The following is a 16877-nucleotide window of genomic DNA, read 5'->3' as shown; positions in this document are numbered from 1 at the left end:
TCGCTGATGAGGGACCCCGAAGGCCGGGGTGCGGGACATTACCGGTGTGATCCGTTCGGGGGTATATGTGATCAGCGTTTGTTTGCAAAGTGTTCGTCAAAAGTCCTCACATCGTGTTTTCTTCGCCGGGAGGCTCGGGCTTGTCACCGGCCCCTGCTACCCTCCCTGCCCTACAAGCCCCGGGCCGCCGCGCGGAGCACCGAACGCGGCCCCCGCGTGTCCTGTGAGGAGAACCCCGTGCACCCCATACGCAAGGCGCCCGTGGCCGCCGCCGTGCTCCTGGCCGTGGCCACCGCCGCCGGGTGCGAGAGCGGTTCCGCCACCGAGCCGCCCCCCGACTTCGAGTCCGCCGAGTCCGGCTGCCCCGATGTCGTCGGCTCGGCCAGGGAGGCCGTCGAGGAGGCCCAGGACGTCGGCGCGCCCTGGTCAGGGCCCACGACCGGGCCGGAGGCCGCCACCGGCAAGACCATCGTCTACATCGCCCAGACCATGACCAACCCCGGTGTCGCCGGTGTGGCCGGGGGCGTTCAGGAAGCCGGGGAGGTCATCGGCTGGCGCGTCCGGACCCTCGACGGCCGGGGCACGCCCGAGGGCATCCAGTCCGCCTTCGACGAGGCCATCGGCCTCGACCCCGACGGCATCGTCCTCGGCAGCTTCGACCCCGCGTCCACCGCCGAGCAGGTCGAGCGGGCCAACGACGCGGGCATCCCGGTCATCGGCTGGCACGCCGTCCCGGAGCCGGGTCCCAGCGAGGACCCGGAGTTGTTCACGAATGTCACGACCCGGGTGGAGGACGTCGCGAGGATCAGCGCGGACTGGATCATCGCGCACTCCAACGGCAACGCGGGCGTGGTCCTGTTCACCGACGCGTCGCTGCCGTTCGCCAAGAACAAGTCCGATCTCATCAGGGAGGCGCTGGAGACCTGCCCCGGCGTCACGCTGCTGAGCGAGGAGGACATCGCCATCTCCGAGGCCAGCACCCACACCGTCGGTCGGACCTCGACCCTGATGTCCCGCTTCGGCAGCAGTTGGACGCACTCCGTCGCCATCAACGACCTGTACTTCGACCACGCGGCGCCCGCCCTGCGCGCGGCCGGTGCCGAGGGCGACGGCGCCCCGTTCAACATCGGGGCCGGGGACGGTGACCCGTCGGCCTTCGAGCGCATCAACGGGCGGGAGTTCCAGGCCGCGACCGTGCCGGAGCCGCTGTCCGAGCAGGGCTGGCAGATCATCGACGAGTTCAACCGCGCGTTCGCCGGCGAGCCCGCCAGCGGATACGTGGCTCCTGTGCACATCACCACCAGCGAGAACAGCGGCGGCGCGGCGTTCTGGGACTCCGACGGCTACCGGGAGGCGTACCGCCAGATCTGGGGCCGGTGAGGCGGGCCGCCCGGCTCAGCCGCCGTCCTCAGGGGGCAGCAGCACCTCGTCCGGCAGCCCCAGGTGCTCGCGCAGCGCGACTCGTCCGCGGTCACTGAGGTCGATGACGCGGGTGGTGCCCCGGCGGGCCGCCCAGCCGGAGTCCAGGGCGTGGGTCAGCAGCGCGGCGCCCACCGCGCCCGCCAGATGGTGGCGGCGCTCGGTCCAGTCCAGACAGCTTCGGACGTGGGCGCGGCCGGTGCCCGAATGGTCGTCGGCGATGCCCAGGGCGCGCAGCCACGCGCGGCCGGCCGGGGTGAGGCCGGGGCCGTAGTCCCAGGCCAGCAGGGCGCGTTCGGTCATGGCGTCGGTGATGGCGACGGCGACGGTGCCCGCGAGGTGGTCGTAGCAGGAACGGGCGTGGGCCAGGGCGCGGCGGCGGTGCGCGTCCCGGAGGGAACGGACCGGTGTCGCGCGCAGCGGCGCGTGCGAGGCCAGGCTCTCGATCATCTCGGCGGTGGCGGGGCCGGCGAGCCGGACGTACCGGTGCCGTCCCTGGCGCTCCTCGGCGAGCAGCCCGCCCGCGACCAGCCGGTGGAGGTGCCCGGTCGCGGTCGAGGGGGCCACGCCCGTGTGCCGGGCGAGCTCGGTGGCCGTCCAGGCGCGGCCGTCGAGCAGCGCGAGGCACATCGCGGCGCGGGTGCGGTCGGCGAGCAGCCCGGCGAGGGCGGCGAGGTCCGGGCTGTCGACGGACGGCGGGGAGGTGCTGGTCACACCTGACATTCTGGGCGCCGTTCGCTTCGGCGCGCACCGAAGTTTCGGCGCCGTAGCGTTCCAGGCCATGAACACCGCGACAGTCGGGGCCGCCGCGCGGCACCTGGACATCTCCCCGAGCATCCTCTACTTCGGAACGCCCGTGGCGCTGCTGACCACGCTGAACGACGACGGCACGCCGAACCTCGCCCCGATGTCCTCGGCCTGGGCCCTTGGCCGGAGCGTCGTCCTGGGCCTCGGCCGGGACAGCCACACCGCCCGCAACCTCCAAGCCCGCCCCGAGCTGGTGATCAACCTCCCCTCGCCCGACCTCTGGCCGGCCGTGGAGGCCCTGGCCCCGCTCACCGGGGCCGATCCGGTGCCGGACGCGAAGAAGGCGCTGTACCGCCACGAGGGGGACAAGTTCGGCGCGGCCGGGCTGAGCCCGCTGGAGTCGGCGGTGGTGGCCCCGCCGTGCGTCGCCGAGTGCCCGCTCCAACTGGAGGCGGTGGCCCGGTCGTTGACCCCGGGCGGGGCGGACGGCCACTTCCGGGTCATCGAGTGCGAGGTCGTCCACGTCCACGCCGCCGCCTCCATCGTGGTCCCCGGCACCCAGCACATCGACCCGGGGGCGTGGAGCCCGCTGATCTACAACTTCCGCCACTACCACGGCCTGGCGCCGGAGCTGGGCCACAACTTCCGCTCGGAGACGGCGGACGGGGCCGCTGCAGGTCACCGGGCGGGGTGATGCACCGAGACGGCCGCCTCCTGAACGCGGGACCACGGCGTGTTGCGGCCGGGCCGGTCAGCGGCGGAGGGCCTTGGCGAGCTGCTCCTTGGTCATGGACGAGCGGCCCTCGATGCCGCGTTTCCTGGCCTCGGCGTAGAGCTGTTCGCGCGTGGCGCCCTGCGCGCTCCTGGCGCTCCGGGCGGACGTGGCGCGCTGCTTGTTCACCGTGCGCGCCGCCAGCTCCTCGGCCCGTTTCGTCGAGGCGCCGCGCTTCTTGGCGCTCTCCTTGATGTGCGCGTACTGCCGCTCCTGCTTGGGGCTCGCGCCTCGCGGCATGGTCGTGCTCCTTTCCTCGCGGGTGGCCCGGGTAACCGCCGGCCCGCCCGGTCACACCTCCGGCGGGGCACCTGTTGCCACCGCTTCGTGCAGGAACGCTTAACGGTTCCTGTGGAATCTTTCGCTGGTCCTGCCGGATCGCCTGCGGCATCGTGCCAGAGACGGGACACGCCGACGAAGGAGAGGAGCCCCCGGTGGTGACCGACGAAGGACTGGCCGGCGTCACGCACGGCATGGCGGAAACGGAGCCCGGGCTGCGGCTGCACTACGCGACGGCGGGCGAGGGGCCGGCGACCGTGGTGCTGCTGCACGGATTTCCGCAGACGTGGTGGGAGTGGCGCCACCTCATCCCGGTGTTGGCCGCGGCCGGCTACCGGGTGGTCGCGCCCGACTACCGGGGCGCCGGCCACTCGTGGCGTCCGGCGGCGGGCTACGACAAGCGCACGATGGCGGCGGACGTGCACCGGCTGCTCACCGGCCACCTCGGCGTCCGGGGGCCGGTCGCGCTGGTCGGGCACGACATCGGGCTGATGGTCGCGTACGCGTACGCGCAGGCGTACCGGGACGAGGTCACCCACCTCGCCGTGGTGGACGCGCCGCTGCCCGGAACGACGGTCTTCGACCGGCTGCGCGGCGATCCCCGGGTGTGGCACTTCGCCTTCCACGCGGCCCGCGACGTGGCGGAACTCCTGGTCGCCGGCCGCGAACGCCCCTACCTGCAAGCCTTCTTCGACGCGCGCGTCGCCGACCCCTCGGCGATCGGTGCCGCCGACCTCGACACGTATGTGACGGCCTACTCCGCCCCCGGCGCGATGCGCGCCGGATTCGAGGTCTACCGGACGTTCGACCAGGACGCCGAGGACAACCGCGCGGCGCTCACCGCCAACGGAAAGCTGACCGTGCCGGTCCTGGCCGTGGGCGGCGCCATCAGCACCACCGGCCCGCTGATCGAGGAGATGATGCGCGAGGTGGCCGAGAACGTCACCGGCCTGCGCGTTCCGGGCACCGGCCACTGGATCCCCGAGGAGAACCCGGCCGCACTGGCCGACGGGCTGACCGCGTTCCTCGCCGCGCGGTGAGGTGGAACCGACACGTGGGGAGCGGAACGCGTTGATCTCGGAAACCACCCTCGCTCGCGATGTCTTCGGCCCTCTGTGGGGCATCGTGGAGCTCGGCGCCGTGGCCGCCGCCGGGGGGCGGCCCCTGGCGGAGGTCTCGCTCGCCCGCTTCGTGGCCGCGCGGCGTGCGGCGGTGGACCGGCTGCTCGGGCTGGTCCGGGAGGTGGGCGACTTCCAGTCCGGCACCATGGACATCTTCGAGGAGGCCGGCTGGGAGGAGCAGCGGACGCCCGAAGTCATCGGCGGATACCTGATGTTGTGGTCGGGGGCCATCGAGAGCTTTCCGCCCGATGTGGCCGACCCCGTGGTGGTCCGTCGCATGGTCGCGATGGGTGGCGACCTTCAGCTGACCGCCCTGCTGAACGCGCTCGTGGGCGCCGCCCGGGTGCGGGGGCCCGGTCCGGCGCGGAGCGTTCCGCTGATCGTCGGGGTGGTGCGGGATGCCGCGGCGCTGCTCGGGCGGGAGGCGGAGCGTGCGGTCGTCGACACCTTCCGCATGTGGCGCGTGGCCCTCCCCCAGGCCCTGGGGGCCTGGGAGGTGCCCCCAGCCGCCGTTGCTGCGCCCGGACTCCCCGGTGCCCGAGGACGCGAAGGCGTCGCTGCGGGCGTATGCCCACGCGCTGGAGGGCACGGTCGGGCCGGTCGGCTGACTGCCTTTCACCACCAGCGGCGGCGGCTCCGGGCCTCCGTCGTGTAGTGGGCCAGGTTCTCCTGGGCGTTCACCGTGTCCGGGTGGCGGGCGCCCAGGATGCGGGTCAGGTCGGGGAGGACCTCCTGGTAGAGGCGCGTGGCCTCGGCGGCGTTGCCGGATCGGCCCGTGTTCCAGGCCATGTCCTGGCGGGCGTTGAGGGTGTCGGTGTCGCTCGGCCCCAGGACCCGCGTCAGGTCGGGGATCACGTTCCGGTACTGGGCAACGGCGTTCATGTGGTCGCCCATGCGGCCGGTGTAGCAGGCGAGCACGCGGCGGCCGTGCAGGGTGTTCGGGTGGTCCGGGCCCATGACGCGGACGAGGTCGGGGATGACGTCGTGGTAGCGGGAGACGGCGGCGGCGTGGTCGCCGGATTCGCCGGTGTTCCAGGCGAGGTTCTGGCGGGCGTTGATGGTGTCCTCGTGGTCCGCGCCGATCACACGCGTCAGATCCGGGATCACCTTCTGGTACTGGTCGATCGCGGACGTGTGGTCGCCCGACCGCCCGGTGTTCCAGGCCATGTCCTGAAGGGCGTTGAGGGTGTCGCCGTGCCGGGCGCCCAGGACCCGGATGAGGCCGGGGAGCACGTCCCGGTACCGGGACAGGGCGGCCGCGTGGTCGTCGGTGCGGCCGGTGTTCCAGGCCAGCAGGCGGCGGGCGTGCAGGGTGTTGGGGTGGTCGGCGCCCAGCACCCGGATCAGGTCGGGGATGACGTCGTGGTAGCGGGAGACGGCGGCGGCGTGGTCGCCGGATTCGCCGGTGTTCCAGGCGAGGTTCTGGCGGGCGTTGAGCGTGTCCTCGTGGTCCGCGCCGATCACCTCGGTCAGTTCCGGGATGACCTTCTGGTACTGGCGGGCGGCGTCCTCGTTGTCCCGGATGATGCCGGTGTTCCAGGCGAGGTCCTGGAGGGCGTTGAGGGTGTCGCCGTGCCGGGCGCCCAGGACCCGGATGAGATCGGGGACGACCTCCCGGTAGAGCTCGACGGCGTTCTTGTTCTCGTCGGCGCGGCCGGAGTTCCAGGCCAGCAGGCGGCGCGCGTGCAGAGTGTTGGGGTGGTCGGGGCCCAGCACCCGGATCAGGTCGGGGATCACCGCGCGGTAGCGCAGGACGGCCTTGGCGTTGTCGCCCGCCTGCCCGGTGTTCCAGGCGAGGTCCTGCCGGGCGTTCAGGGAGTTGCGATGGTCCGTGCCCCGCAGGCGCACCAGGTCGGGCAGCACCTCCTCGTAGCGGGGCACCGCGCTGGCGTGGTCGCGCGCCCGCCCGGTGTAGAACGCCAGGTCCTGGCGGGCGTCCAGGACGTCCAGATCGTCCCCGCCCAGCGCCCGCGTCAGGACGGGGACCAGGGAGCCGAGTGCCGCCACCGCCTCCCGGGCCTGCTCGGGCGTCGGCGTCGACGGGCGGACCACCGCGCGCAGCCGGGCGCGCAACTCCTCCTCGGTGCCCGGCGGATCGGCGACGGCGGTGGGCGTGCGGGCGGCGTCGTCCCCCTGCGCCGCCGCCGGGGCGGGCGCGATCGCGGCGAGCCGGGACCGCACCTCGCCGGCCGTCTGCGGACGCCGGGCCGGGTCCTTGGCCAGCAGATCGCCAACGAGGCGGTCCAGCGCCTCGGGCAGCCCGGGGCGGAGCCGGCTGGGCGGGGGCGGGGGCTCCTCGGCGTGCTGCCGGAACAGCTCCCAGATGCCGCCCTCGAACGGCCGCCGCCCGGTGCACATCTCGGTGAGCACGCAGCCCAGCGCGTACAGGTCGGAACGGGCGTCGGCGTTGCCGTCGAACCGCTCGGGGGCCATATAGGCGGGCGTGCCGATGACCCCGTGGGTGGTGGTGAGGGTGTTGCCCTCGGCGGCCTTGGCGATGCCGAAGTCCACCACCTTCACGGTGTCCGCCGCCGAGATCATGATGTTGTCCGGCTTGACGTCCCGGTGCACCACGCCCGCGTCGTGCGCCGCGCCCAGCGCGTCGCAGATCTGCCCCGCCCAGGCCAGCGCCCGCTCCAGCGACGGCACGCCGCGGCTCAGCACGTCGCTCAGCGGTTCGCCGCCGAGCAGCTCCATCACCAGGTACACCAGCGGCCGGCCGTTGTGCTCGGTCTCGCCGAAGTCGTAAACGGTCACGATGTGCGGGTGGTTGAGGTTCCCCGCGGTGGACGCCTCCCGCGCGAACCGGTCCCGGTTGGACCCGGGGTCGCCGCCCGCGGTGAGCAGCACCTTCACGGCGACCTGCCGCCGGACGCGCAGGTCGTACGCTCTCCAGACCACGCCGAAACCGCCCCGGCCGAGCAGGCCGATCAGCTTGTAACGGTCGTCGAGCACCTCGTCCGGAAGCACCGCGCATCCCCCATTCCGCACCACCGGCCTGGCCGGTACCCGTTGATCCTACGGAGTGCCGCTCGGCGGTGCCGCCCGTTGCGCGATGCCTCAAACGTCAGCTTCCGGCGGCCCGTTGGAGGCGGCCGGCCAGCGCGGCGAGCGCGGTGGCGAGTTCGGGCGCGCCGGAGGCGTCGAAGTCGGCGTCCAGCAGGACCAGCCAGCGGGCCAGCGTCTCGGGGCTGTCCGAGCCGGTGGTGATGGCGCAGGTGCGCTCGTCGATCGGCTCGACCGTGCCGGCGGTGGCCGGCAGCCGTTCGGCGATCACCTCGGCGGGGGCGTGGACGGTGACCCGGGCGCGGTAGTGCCAGGGCGCGGTGGCGACGCCGCGCGAGACATAGGCGGCGATGTCCTCGTCGGGCAGCGGCCGGGGCGCGAAGCGCGGGCCGGTGGGCACGACGGGCCGGACGCGGTCGACGCGGAAGGTGCGCCAGTCGGCGCGGCCGGTGTCCCAGGCGACCAGGTACCAGCGGCGCCCCCAGTTGACCAGGCGGTACGGCTCGACGTCGCGGCGGCCGGCGCTCGCGTCGTGGGCCGCGTAGTCGAACCGCAGCCGCTCACCGTCGCGGCAGGCGGCGGCCAGGGTCGCGAGCACGTCGGGCGCGACGCCGGGACCGGTCCGGGCCGGCGGGACGGCGACCGCGTGGGTGCCGAGCGCGTTGACGCGGCGGCGCAGCTTGGGCGGCAGCACCTGCTCCAGCTTGGTCAGGGCGCGCAGCGAGGACTCCTCCAGTCCGGTGACCGAGCCGCCGGTCGCGGTGCGCAGGCCGACGGCGACCGCGACGGCCTCCTCGTCGTCGAGGAGCAGCGGCGGCAGCGAACTGCCCGCGCCCAGGCGGTAGCCGCCTGTCGAGCCCCGGGTGGCGTGCACCGGATAGCCGAGACGGCGCAGGCGTTCCACGTCGTTGCGGACGGTCCGGGAGGTCACCTCCAGGCGTTCGGCGAGCTCGGGGCCGGTCCACTCGCGGGGGGTCTGGAGGAGGGAGAGGAGGCGCAGAAGCCGGGCTGAGGTCTCAAGCATGGAGGTAACTCTGCCCGCCAATGAGGAACAAAACGTTCCTCTATGGCTGACATCGTGCTTCCCATGGACAACACGACTGGAACCCGGGACCGGCGCTGGCTCGGTCTCTTCGCGATCCTCGCCGCGATGATCATGAACTTGCTCGACTCCACGGTGGTCAACGTCGCCGCCCCCTCGATCCGGGGTGACCTCGGCGGCTCCGAGACGAGCCTCCAGTGGATCGCCGCCTCCTACACGCTGGCGCTGGCGGTGGGCCTGCTGACCGGCGGGCGGCTGGGCGACATGTTCGGCCGCCGGCGGGTGCTGCTCATCGGCGTGGCCGGGTTCCTCATCGCCTCGATGCTCTGCGCGGTGGCCTGGTCGCCGGGGACGCTGATCGGGGCCCGGGTGGTCCAGGGGCTGTTCGGCGCGGTGATGATCCCGCAGGCGTTCGGGCTGATCCGGGACCTGTTCCCGCCGCACGAGATCGGCAAGGCGTTCGGCGCGCTCGGCCCGGTCATCGGCCTGTCCACGATCCTCGGGCCGGTCGTCGCCGGGGCGCTGGTGGACGCGGACGTGGCGGGCACCGGCTGGCGCATGGTCTTCCTCATCAACCTGCCGATCGGCGCGTTCTCGCTGCTCGCCGGGGCCCGGGCGCTGCCGGTGCGGAACGGGGACCGGGCGATCCGACTGGACGCGGGCGGCGCGCTGCTGGCCTCCCTCGCGATCTTCCTGCTGATCTATCCGCTGGTGCAGGGCCGTGAACTGGGCTGGCCCGCCTGGCTGCTGGCCGTCGCCGCCGGCGGGGTGGCGGCCCTGGCGGTGTTCGTCGCGCAGCAGCTTCGGCGCAAGCGGAACGGGGAGACGCCGCTGGTGGAGTTCAGCGTGCTGGCCCGGCGGTCGTACACCTCCGGCGTCGGGTTCGTCATCGTCTTCTTCGGCTCGGTCGTGGGCTTCTCCCTGGCCATCGGGCTCTTCCTCCAGCTCGGCCTCGGCTTCAGCCCGGTGCGCGCCAGCCTCGCCATGGCGAGCTGGGCGGTGGGCGCCTTCCTCGGCTCCGGGTTCGGCGCCACGATGATGGGCAAGCTGGGCCGCCGCATCCTGCACCTCGGGCTGGGGCTGATGACCGTGGGCCTGGCCGCCGCCCACGTGGTCCTCGGGCGGGCCGGGGCCGGGGTGGACGGCTGGGATCTGGCGCTGCCGCTGGTGGTCTACGGGTTCGGGATGGGCATGATCTTCGTGCCGCTGTTCGACATCATCATGGGCGAGGTCACCGACCACGAGGTGGGCTCGGCCTCGGGCCTGCTGGAGTCGTTCCAGCAGGTCGGCGCGAGCCTGGGCGTCGCGGTGCTGGGCACGGTCTTCTTCTCGGGCGCCGGCGGTCGGCCGACGGGGGCCGACTTCGTCGGCGCGGCCCAGGACGTCACGCTGCTGGCGCTCGGTCTGACGGTGACCGCGTTCCTGCTGGGCTTCCTGCTGCCGCGCCGGGCGCGGGCGACGGGGCACGGCGAGCCCGCCCCGGCCGCCGGGGAGCCGGAGCGGCAGCCGGCCCTGGTGTAATCCCGTTTCCGGCCGACCCCGTGCTGGGCTCAGGCCAGCACGGGGTCGGTCATGCCGTGCTCGCACTCGCGCTCGGCGGGCCAGCCGGCCAGGTCCGCGCCGGCGCGGTAGGCGCTGTGGTAGAACGCCTGGATCCCGGCGCCCGGGTCCTGCGTGGCGCGGACGGCCTCGTAGGGCAGCAGCGCCATGTGCGAGTCGTTCCGCTTCACCCAGTGGGCGGCGGCCGGTTCGAGGTGGCGGCCGGCCAGCCCTTCCGGTTCGGGCGCGGTGTAGGAGTAGAACGCCGGCTCCGGGTTGTCGTCGTCGCCGAACCAGAAGCCGGAGCTGATGACCTCCCGCGAGTACGCCTCCCGCGTCACCGGATCGGTCGCCGGGCCGCTCTCCACCTTGCGGTCCGAGAAGCGGGTGACCGCGATGTCGAAGGTGTGCCAGAAGTGGTGCACCGGGCTGATCTTGCCCGCGAAGTCCCCGGCCGCCACCTCCAGTTCCATCGCCACCCGGCTGAGGATCCGCCAGTAGGCGGTGACCGCGTCCCGGTCGTACGCCCGGTGCTCGGTGTCCTCCGCGAACGGCCGCCCGGTGTCCGGGAGATCGAACGGGCGGCGGATCCGGGGCCGCACCTCGATGCCCAGGTGCTCCAGCGCGGCGCACGTCGCGCGGTAGAAGTCGGCGACCGAGCGGTCACCGAGCGGGAAGCCGGCCGACGCGCCGGACAGGGTGCGGATCTCCAGCCGGTGCCCGACGAAGTCGAAGTCGATGGTGAACATCCGCCGCGTCGACGGGTCGCGCATCGGCCGGGTGGTAATGCCGTTGCCGGTGACGTGGAAGGGCACGTGCCACCAGTGGTTGCGCCGGGGCGCGGCGGCCAGCCGGATCTTCCCGACGATCTGAAGGAACCGGTGGACCGTCTCCTTGGTCGGCCGCCACGCGGCGAGCGGGAATTCCGGGAACTCGTCTGCCGGGTGCTTCACCACGCGGCCTCACCTCCGGCCACCACCCTCGGGGGGCGTCCGGCTCCCGGCAACCGGGGTGGCCCGTCCGGGGGCGGGCGGCCGGTCAGCCGGCGTCGTAGGCCCGCCGGGCCTGCTCCACCTGGTCGAGATGGGCGTCGGACCACTCGGCGAGGGAGGCGAACAACGGGGCGAGGCTGCGGCCCAGTTCGCTGATCTCGTACTCCACGCGCGGCGGGACCTCCGGGTGGTAGGTGCGCGTCACCAGCCCGTCGCGCTCCAACTGCCGCAGCCGCTGGGTGAGCACCTTGGGCGTGATCGTGCCCAGGCGCCGCTCCAGCTCGACGAAACGCTGGCGGCCGTACGCGTGGAGCGTCCAGAGGATCGGCGTGGTCCAGCGGCTGAACACGAGGTCGACCACGGGGCTGATCGGACACGCCTGCGCGGGCCCGGCCGACCGGGCGGCTGTGCCACTCATCGGCGTGCCTCCCTTCGGGTGAGTCACTTTCCTCTAGGAACCTACTATACGCAGGGTGTTAGCGTCCCGGAGCAGTCGTTCACCGCCCCCTCGAAGGGAAGTTGACCCATGATCGTCGTGACCGGAGCCACCGGGAACATCGGACGCCCGCTCGTCCGGGCGCTGGCCGCCGCGGGCGAGGACGTGACCGCCGTCGCCCGGCGCGTCACCGCGGCCGAGGTGCCGCCGGGCGTGCGCGCCGTCCCCGCCGACCTCGCCGAGCCCACCACCCTGAAGGCCGCGCTCGACGGCGCCGACGCGCTGTTCCTGCTGCTCGCCGGCGACCTGCTCGGCCCGGGCGACGACCCGGCCGAGGTGCTCGCCGCCGCGGGCGCCGGGGGAGTCGGCCGCATCGTCCTGCTGTCCTCGCAGGGCGCCGGAACGCGGGCGGACGTGCCGTCCCACTCCCGGCTGGCCGCGTTCGAGGAGGCCGTCCGGGCGGCCGGTCCCGACTGGACCATCCTGCGGCCCGGCGGCTTCCACACCAACGCCTACCAGTGGGCGGAGTCCATCAGAACGGCGCGCACGGCCGCCGCGCCGTTCGCCGGCGTCGGGCTGCCGTTCGTCGACCCGGCCGACATCGCCGAGGTCGCCGCCGCCGTGCTGCGCGAGGACGGGCACACGGGCCGCGTCTACGAACTCACCGGCCCCGCACCGGTGTCGCCGCGCGAGCGGGCCCGGGCGATCGGCGAGGCGCTGGGCGCCCCGGTGCGGTTCACCGAGCAGACCCCGGCCGAGGCGCGGGAGGAAATGCTGCGGTTCATGCCCGCGCCGGTGGCGGACGGCACCCTCGCCATCCTCGGCCGGCCGCTGCCCGCCGAGCGGCGGGTGAGCCCCGACGTGGAACGGGTCCTGGGCCGCCCGCCGCGCTCGTTCGCCGACTGGGCGGCGCGCAACGCCCCCGCGTTCGCCTGACCCGCCCCCGGCCGACCGCCGTCCGGGCAACGTTAGGCTGCGGCCGTGACTCCCGGAAACGTCGCGCGCGGCGGTGGGGAACGGGCCGGCATCCGGCACGTCGCCGAGGCCGCCGGAGTGTCCATGTCCACCGTCAGCAACGTGCTCAACAACCCCGATCTGGTGGCCGAGGCGACCCGGCGCCGGGTCGAGGAGGCGATGGATCACGTCGGCTACGTCCGCAACGGCGCCGCCCGGCAACTGCGCGGCGCGCCGAGCACGGTCGTTGGCTGCGTCCTGCTCGACACCGCCAACGCCTACTTCGCGACGGTCGCCCGCGGCGTGGAGGACCGGCTCGCGGAGGCCGGCTGCGTGCTGGTGCAGTGCAGCACCGACATGCGCCAGGAGCGGCAGGCCGGCTATCTGCGGCTGCTCCAGGAGCAGGGCGTGCGCGGCGTGCTCATCAGCCCGGTGGCGGCGGACTTCGAGGAGTTCGTCCGGCTCGGGCGGCGCGGCACCCCGGTGGTGCTGCTGGACCACCCCAGGGACGGCGCCACGGAGCTGTGCGCGGTCACCGTGGACAACGTCGCGGGCGGCGAACTCGCCGCCCGCCACCTGCTGGACCTCGGCCACCGCGACATCGCGTTCGTCAGCGCCGGGCCGCCGCTGCGCACGGTCGGGGACAGACTGGCGGGCGCGCGCCGGGCGTTGGGCGGGGCGCGGCGGGTCGTGGAGATCGCCGTGCGGGAGACGTCGGTGGCCGCGATCGCCGAGGCGGCCGTGGCCCGGCTGCTGGACCTCGACCCCCGGCCCACCGCCGTGATCTGCTGCAACGACGCGGCGGCGCTGGGCGTGTACCGGGGGCTGCGGCAGCGGGGGATCGCCGTGCCGGACGACATCTCGGTGGTGGGCTACGACGACGTGGACTTCGCCGCGGAGCTGTCCCCGGCGCTGACGACCGTGCGCCAGCCCGCGTACCAGCTCGGCCACGCCGCCGCCGCGCTGCTGCTGGGCGAGGGCGAGGCGGGCCACCAGCACACGGAGCTGTCGTTCCGCCCCGAGCTGATCCCCCGCCGCTCCACGGCGGCCCCGGCGGCCGGCGGAGGATGAGTACGGCTACTCATGTCACCCGGCCGACCCGCTGTCACGCTGAGGCCATGACTCTGCTGAGAGGAATCCCGGGCGCCCTTCTCGCGGCGCTCGCCGTCCTGCTGCTCGCCGGCTGTGGGGAGGAGGCGGCCGACGACGCCGCCGCGCCGCCGTCCGAGGCGCCGGCATCCGAAGCTCCGACCGGTGAAGGCGCGGGCGATGAAGTCTCGGGCGGGGAGAGCGAGTTCGGGGAGCGGTACTCCGAGAACCACGCCTTCCGCGACACCCTCGACCTCGACCCCGCCGAGCAGCGGCGCGGCGAGGAGGAGGCCGAGCGGGCGCGGCAGGCGCTGGAAACGCTGCGCACCGGCGGCGAGTTCGGGCCGGAGGAGGTCAACGGCGCCCTGACCGGCCTTGGTTACCAGGCGGACGCCGTCTTCACCGCGGCCTTCGGCGACCAGGTGACCTTCGCCGTCTCGCTCTCCCCGGTCTGCCTGGAGGGCATCGTCGGTCCGGCCGCGGTGACGGTCGAGGCGCACGGCGTCTATATGGAGGGCGGCTGCCGGGAGCCGGCCGGCGGCCACTGAAACGGGCGGCCCCGCCCTCGTCAACCCCGACGAAAGTCGGGGGTGGGGGCTGTCTTTCGGCCCGGGACCGGGGCCGCGTGCCTGCCTAGGGTCCGGTGCCCATGGCAATGGATCTGCGACAACACAACGGCTGGTCCCGGCGGTTGGCCGGGGCCGCCGCGCTGCTGGCCGCCGGCGGGGCGCTTCTCACGGCCCTGTGGCCGGGCGGGCTCGGCGACCCGGGCGCGGCCCCGGCCCCCAGGGCCAGCAGGGCGACCAGCAGGAACGACCCCACCCGCTCCGTCCCCCGCCGCAGCCCGCAGAAGAACGCGACAACGACGGTGGGCAGGCCCCACCAGGGGCTGAACACGGTCACGCACACGGCCCCGACGGCGGCCCCCACCGCCGCGACGGACCCGGACGTTCCGCGGAACGGGATCACGCGTCCAGCCTAGTGAGCGGGCCAGGACACCTACCGGGCCGCGAACACCCCGATCGCGTCGTAGGCGTGCCAGGAGCCCTCCGTCTTCGCCAGCGTCAGCGTGTTCTCCCCGGCCGTGAACGCCCCGGCGGGCAGGGGGAGTTCGACGAAGGAGGGCTTCAGCGGCGTGCCCGGGCGGGTGGCGTCGCCCTCCAGGGAGCCCTTCGTGGCGCCCCTCGCGAACTCGATCACCGTGATCTCCGTGCCGTTGACCGCCAGCCGTGCCTTCCCGGGGATGGTCGCGTGCGAGTCGGTCAGCCACAGCGCGAATCCAGGGTCGGCCGTGGGGGGCGCGTCCAGGGCGAAGCGCAGAGTGAACGTGTGCGCGCGGCGGCCCGCCCAGGAGTCGGCGGGGCCCGGGTGCAGATACGGCCAGTCGTTCTCCGGGCGGCTGGTGCCGTACCGGTAGTCGACGCCGGCCGGGAACGTCGCCAGGTAGCGGGAGCTGCCGTTCGGGGACAGCGCGAACTCCAGCCCCTGGTGGTCGAACGAGCCGACCGCCACGAGCGGTTCGCCGATCGCGTACGACGGCTCGGTCGTCGCCGACGCCGCCGCCGGGCGGCCCCGTTCGCCGGAGGCCACCACGGCGACCACCTTGTAGTGCCAGGTCACCGCCTCGGGACCGAGCACCGCGTGGGTGAAGTGCGGGTACAGCGTCTTCGCCAGCAGCGTGCGCGGGCCCGGCTCGGGGGCCCGGCCGCGCGCCGCGTACACCGCGTAGTGGTCCACCAGCGGCTCCCAGGGCAGCGGCTCCCAGGCGAGGTCGACGGCCGCGACCCGGCCGGTGGCGGTGAGGCCCCTGATCGTGTGCTGTGCCATGGTCAGTTCACCTTCTCCAGGCCCGGGCGTCCGGCCTCGGTGACGAAACGGGCGAGGGTGGACACGGGCGCGGCGGCGTCGCCCTGGACATAGGGAACGGCGCGGAAGTCGACGGTCAGCTCGCTCGGCGTCAGCCGGCCGAGCGTGTAACCGCGGCGCCCGCTGTAGAACTTGACCCAGGGGTGCTGGATCCAGTCCTGCTCGTACTGGTCGTGGTCCGCGCCGTCGCCGTCGGAGGCGATGGACGTGGTGATCAGCTCGGTGCCGACGACCGGCGAGTCGGGGTCGGCGAAGTCCCCGAGCAGGTCGCCGGCCGTGGCGCGGTGGGTGTCGCCGGTCAGCACCAGCGGGTTGGCGACGGACGGCAGGGCGAACGTGTCCAGCAGCCGCCGGCGTTCCGCCGGGAACCCGTCCCACTGGTCGACGCGGTCGTCCGTGACGTGCATGACCGCGACCTGCTGCGCGAGCACGTTCCAGGTGGCGTCCGAGCGGCGCAGCCCGTCCAGCAGCCACCGTTCCTGCGCGGCGCCCAGGATCGAGCCCTCGGCGGGGGAGCGGTACTGCCGGGTGTCCAGGACGTTGACCGTCGCCAGGTCGCCCACGGTCAGCCGCCGGTGCAGCCGCGCGTCCGGCCCGTCCGGCAGCGCCTCCAGCGCGAGCGGCGCGTTCTCGTACAGCGCCCGGTAGGCCACGGCGCGGCGCAGCCGGAAGTCGGCCGGCGAGATGCCGTACTGGGACGTCTCGTCGGCGTAGTTGTTCTGCACCTCGTGGTCGTCCGGCGTGATGACGAACGCGGCGGCGGCGTGCGCGGCCTGGAGGTCCGGGTCGCTCTTGGTGAGCGCGTACCGCAGCCGGTAGTCCTCCAGCGTCACGGTCTCGTGGTCGTGGCCCTCGCCGAGCGTGACGCCCCGCCGCCACAGGTTGGCCGCGGTGATGGCGTACTCGTAGATGTAGTCGCCGAGGAAGAACACCAGGTCCGGGTCGTCGGCGGCCAGGTGCCGGTGCGCGGTGAACCACCCGTGGTACCACGCCTGACAGGACGCCGAGGCGAAGGTGAACGAGGCGGGCATGGTGCCGCGCCGCGGCATGGTCCGCACCCGGCCCACCGGGCTGGTCCAGCGCCCGGCGTGGAAGCGGTAGAAGTACTGCCGTCCGGGCCGCAGGCCGCGCACCCGCGGATGCACCGAGTGCGCCAGGTCGGGCGTCGCCCGGGCCAGGCCGTCGCGCGCGACCCGCCGGAACCGCTCGTCCTCCGCCACCTCCCACCGCACGTCGAACGAGGCGCGCGGCATCCCGCCGTGCCCGTCGAGGGCCAGCGGCTCGGGGGCCAGCCGGGTCCACAGGAGGAAGCCGTCGTCGGCCGGGTCGCCGGAGGCGACGCCGAGCCGGAACGGGTCGTCGGGGATGCGCTCCCCGGACCAGGCGGCCTCGGCGGTGCCCGGCACGCCGATGCCGGACAGCAGGGCCGCCGAGCCGACGCCGGCGAACTGGAGGAGGGAGCGGCGGCGGGGATGGGGGCCGGATTCCGGTATGTGTGCGTCCATGTGCGCGGTGAATGTCCCTGCTCGAGCGCCCTGTTCGGCGCCGGTCGGCAAGCACGCTGGCGCAGGGGGGTGACGGGCGGGCGGCGCGCGGGATGACTCCGGGCAACCTT

General features: G+C 74.0%; 17 protein-coding genes. 9 read left to right on the top strand and 8 right to left on the bottom strand.

Annotated elements, in window-relative coordinates:
• Window positions 1-237 precede the first annotated feature (237 nt).
• Window positions 238-1380, top strand: coding sequence for a substrate-binding domain-containing protein (locus tag RM590_RS04225; protein WP_311702994.1), 1143 nt, complete (start codon window positions 238-240; stop codon window positions 1378-1380).
• A gap of 15 nt (window positions 1381-1395) precedes the next feature.
• Here the strand turns inward: RM590_RS04225 and RM590_RS04220 are convergent, their stop codons facing one another.
• Complete coding sequence (locus RM590_RS04220; protein WP_394813781.1) at window positions 1396-2142, bottom strand: ArsR/SmtB family transcription factor; 747 nt, start codon at window positions 2140-2142, stop codon at window positions 1396-1398.
• 58 nt (window positions 2143-2200) lie between these two features.
• On the opposite strand from RM590_RS04220, the gene RM590_RS04215 reads away from it, so the two are divergent.
• Window positions 2201-2860, top strand: a complete 660-nt coding sequence (locus RM590_RS04215) for a flavin reductase family protein (RefSeq protein WP_311702992.1) — start codon at window positions 2201-2203, stop codon at window positions 2858-2860.
• Window positions 2861-2917: 57 nt separating this feature from the next.
• On the opposite strand, the gene RM590_RS04210 is transcribed toward RM590_RS04215, so the two are convergent.
• Window positions 2918-3178 carry a plasmid stabilization protein gene (locus RM590_RS04210; protein WP_311702991.1) on the bottom strand — a complete coding sequence of 87 codons (261 nt, stop codon included), beginning with the start codon at window positions 3176-3178 and terminating at the stop codon, window positions 2918-2920.
• A 197-nt stretch (window positions 3179-3375) separates the two neighbouring features.
• Between RM590_RS04210 and RM590_RS04205 the strand changes: the two genes are divergently transcribed.
• Window positions 3376-4257, top strand: coding sequence for an alpha/beta fold hydrolase (locus RM590_RS04205; RefSeq protein ID WP_311702990.1), 882 nt, complete (start codon window positions 3376-3378; stop codon window positions 4255-4257).
• A gap of 31 nt (window positions 4258-4288) precedes the next feature.
• Window positions 4289-4993, top strand: coding sequence for a hypothetical protein (locus RM590_RS04200; RefSeq protein WP_311702989.1), 705 nt, complete (start codon window positions 4289-4291; stop codon window positions 4991-4993).
• Here the strand turns inward: RM590_RS04200 and RM590_RS04195 are convergent.
• Entirely contained in the window at window positions 4954-7308 is a 2355-nt protein-coding gene (locus RM590_RS04195; RefSeq protein WP_311702988.1) for a serine/threonine-protein kinase, read from the bottom strand. The two genes, RM590_RS04200 and RM590_RS04195, sit on opposite strands and share 40 nt — an antisense overlap.
• Window positions 7309-7405: 97 nt before the next feature.
• A complete protein-coding gene (locus RM590_RS04190) occupies window positions 7406-8368 on the bottom strand; it encodes a helix-turn-helix transcriptional regulator (protein WP_311702987.1) in 963 nt (320 codons plus the stop codon).
• Window positions 8369-8431: 63 nt separating this feature from the next.
• Between RM590_RS04190 and RM590_RS04185 the strand changes: the two genes are divergently transcribed.
• Complete coding sequence (locus RM590_RS04185) at window positions 8432-9907, top strand: MFS transporter (protein WP_311702986.1); 1476 nt, start codon at window positions 8432-8434, stop codon at window positions 9905-9907.
• Window positions 9908-9936: 29 nt separating this feature from the next.
• On the opposite strand, the gene RM590_RS04180 is transcribed toward RM590_RS04185, so the two are convergent.
• Both RM590_RS04180 and RM590_RS04175 read right to left on the bottom strand, forming a co-directional pair.
• Window positions 9937-10878: a DUF5996 family protein gene (locus RM590_RS04180; RefSeq protein WP_311702985.1), complete on the bottom strand. Its 942-nt coding sequence runs from the start codon at window positions 10876-10878 to the stop codon at window positions 9937-9939.
• Between the two features lie 85 nt (window positions 10879-10963).
• Window positions 10964-11335 carry a winged helix-turn-helix transcriptional regulator gene (locus tag RM590_RS04175; protein ID WP_311702984.1) on the bottom strand — a complete coding sequence of 124 codons (372 nt, stop codon included), beginning with the start codon at window positions 11333-11335 and terminating at the stop codon, window positions 10964-10966.
• A 108-nt stretch (window positions 11336-11443) separates the two neighbouring features.
• Here RM590_RS04175 and RM590_RS04170 point away from each other — a divergent pair, with 108 nt between their 5' ends.
• From RM590_RS04170 to RM590_RS04155, 4 genes are all read left to right on the top strand, one after another.
• Window positions 11444-12289 carry an NAD(P)H-binding protein gene (locus tag RM590_RS04170; RefSeq protein WP_311702983.1) on the top strand — a complete coding sequence of 282 codons (846 nt, stop codon included), beginning with the start codon at window positions 11444-11446 and terminating at the stop codon, window positions 12287-12289.
• 45 nt (window positions 12290-12334) lie between these two features.
• Entirely contained in the window at window positions 12335-13378 is a 1044-nt protein-coding gene (locus tag RM590_RS04165) for a LacI family DNA-binding transcriptional regulator (RefSeq protein WP_311702982.1), read from the top strand.
• A gap of 47 nt (window positions 13379-13425) precedes the next feature.
• Window positions 13426-13944, top strand: coding sequence for a hypothetical protein (locus RM590_RS04160; protein ID WP_311702981.1), 519 nt, complete (start codon window positions 13426-13428; stop codon window positions 13942-13944).
• 107 nt (window positions 13945-14051) lie between these two features.
• Window positions 14052-14378: a hypothetical protein gene (locus RM590_RS04155; protein WP_311702980.1), complete on the top strand. Its 327-nt coding sequence runs from the start codon at window positions 14052-14054 to the stop codon at window positions 14376-14378.
• Window positions 14379-14395: 17 nt separating this feature from the next.
• Here the strand turns inward: RM590_RS04155 and RM590_RS04150 are convergent, their stop codons facing one another.
• Together RM590_RS04150 and RM590_RS04145 are read right to left on the bottom strand one after the other, a co-directional pair.
• The gene (locus RM590_RS04150; protein ID WP_311702979.1) at window positions 14396-15223 is read right to left on the bottom strand and encodes a polysaccharide lyase family protein; all 828 of its coding nucleotides are present in this window, start codon (window positions 15221-15223) and stop codon (window positions 14396-14398) included.
• Window positions 15224-15225: 2 nt separating this feature from the next.
• Window positions 15226-16767, bottom strand: a complete 1542-nt coding sequence (locus tag RM590_RS04145; protein ID WP_311702978.1) for an alkaline phosphatase D family protein — start codon at window positions 16765-16767, stop codon at window positions 15226-15228.
• Window positions 16768-16877 lie beyond the last annotated feature (110 nt).

The organism is Streptomyces litchfieldiae, from assembly GCF_031845365.1.
GTDB lineage: Bacteria > Actinomycetota > Actinomycetes > Streptomycetales > Streptomycetaceae > Streptomyces > Streptomyces litchfieldiae.
Note: the sequence above shows the minus strand (reverse complement) of the source record. Positions and strands in the feature narration are given on the sequence as shown.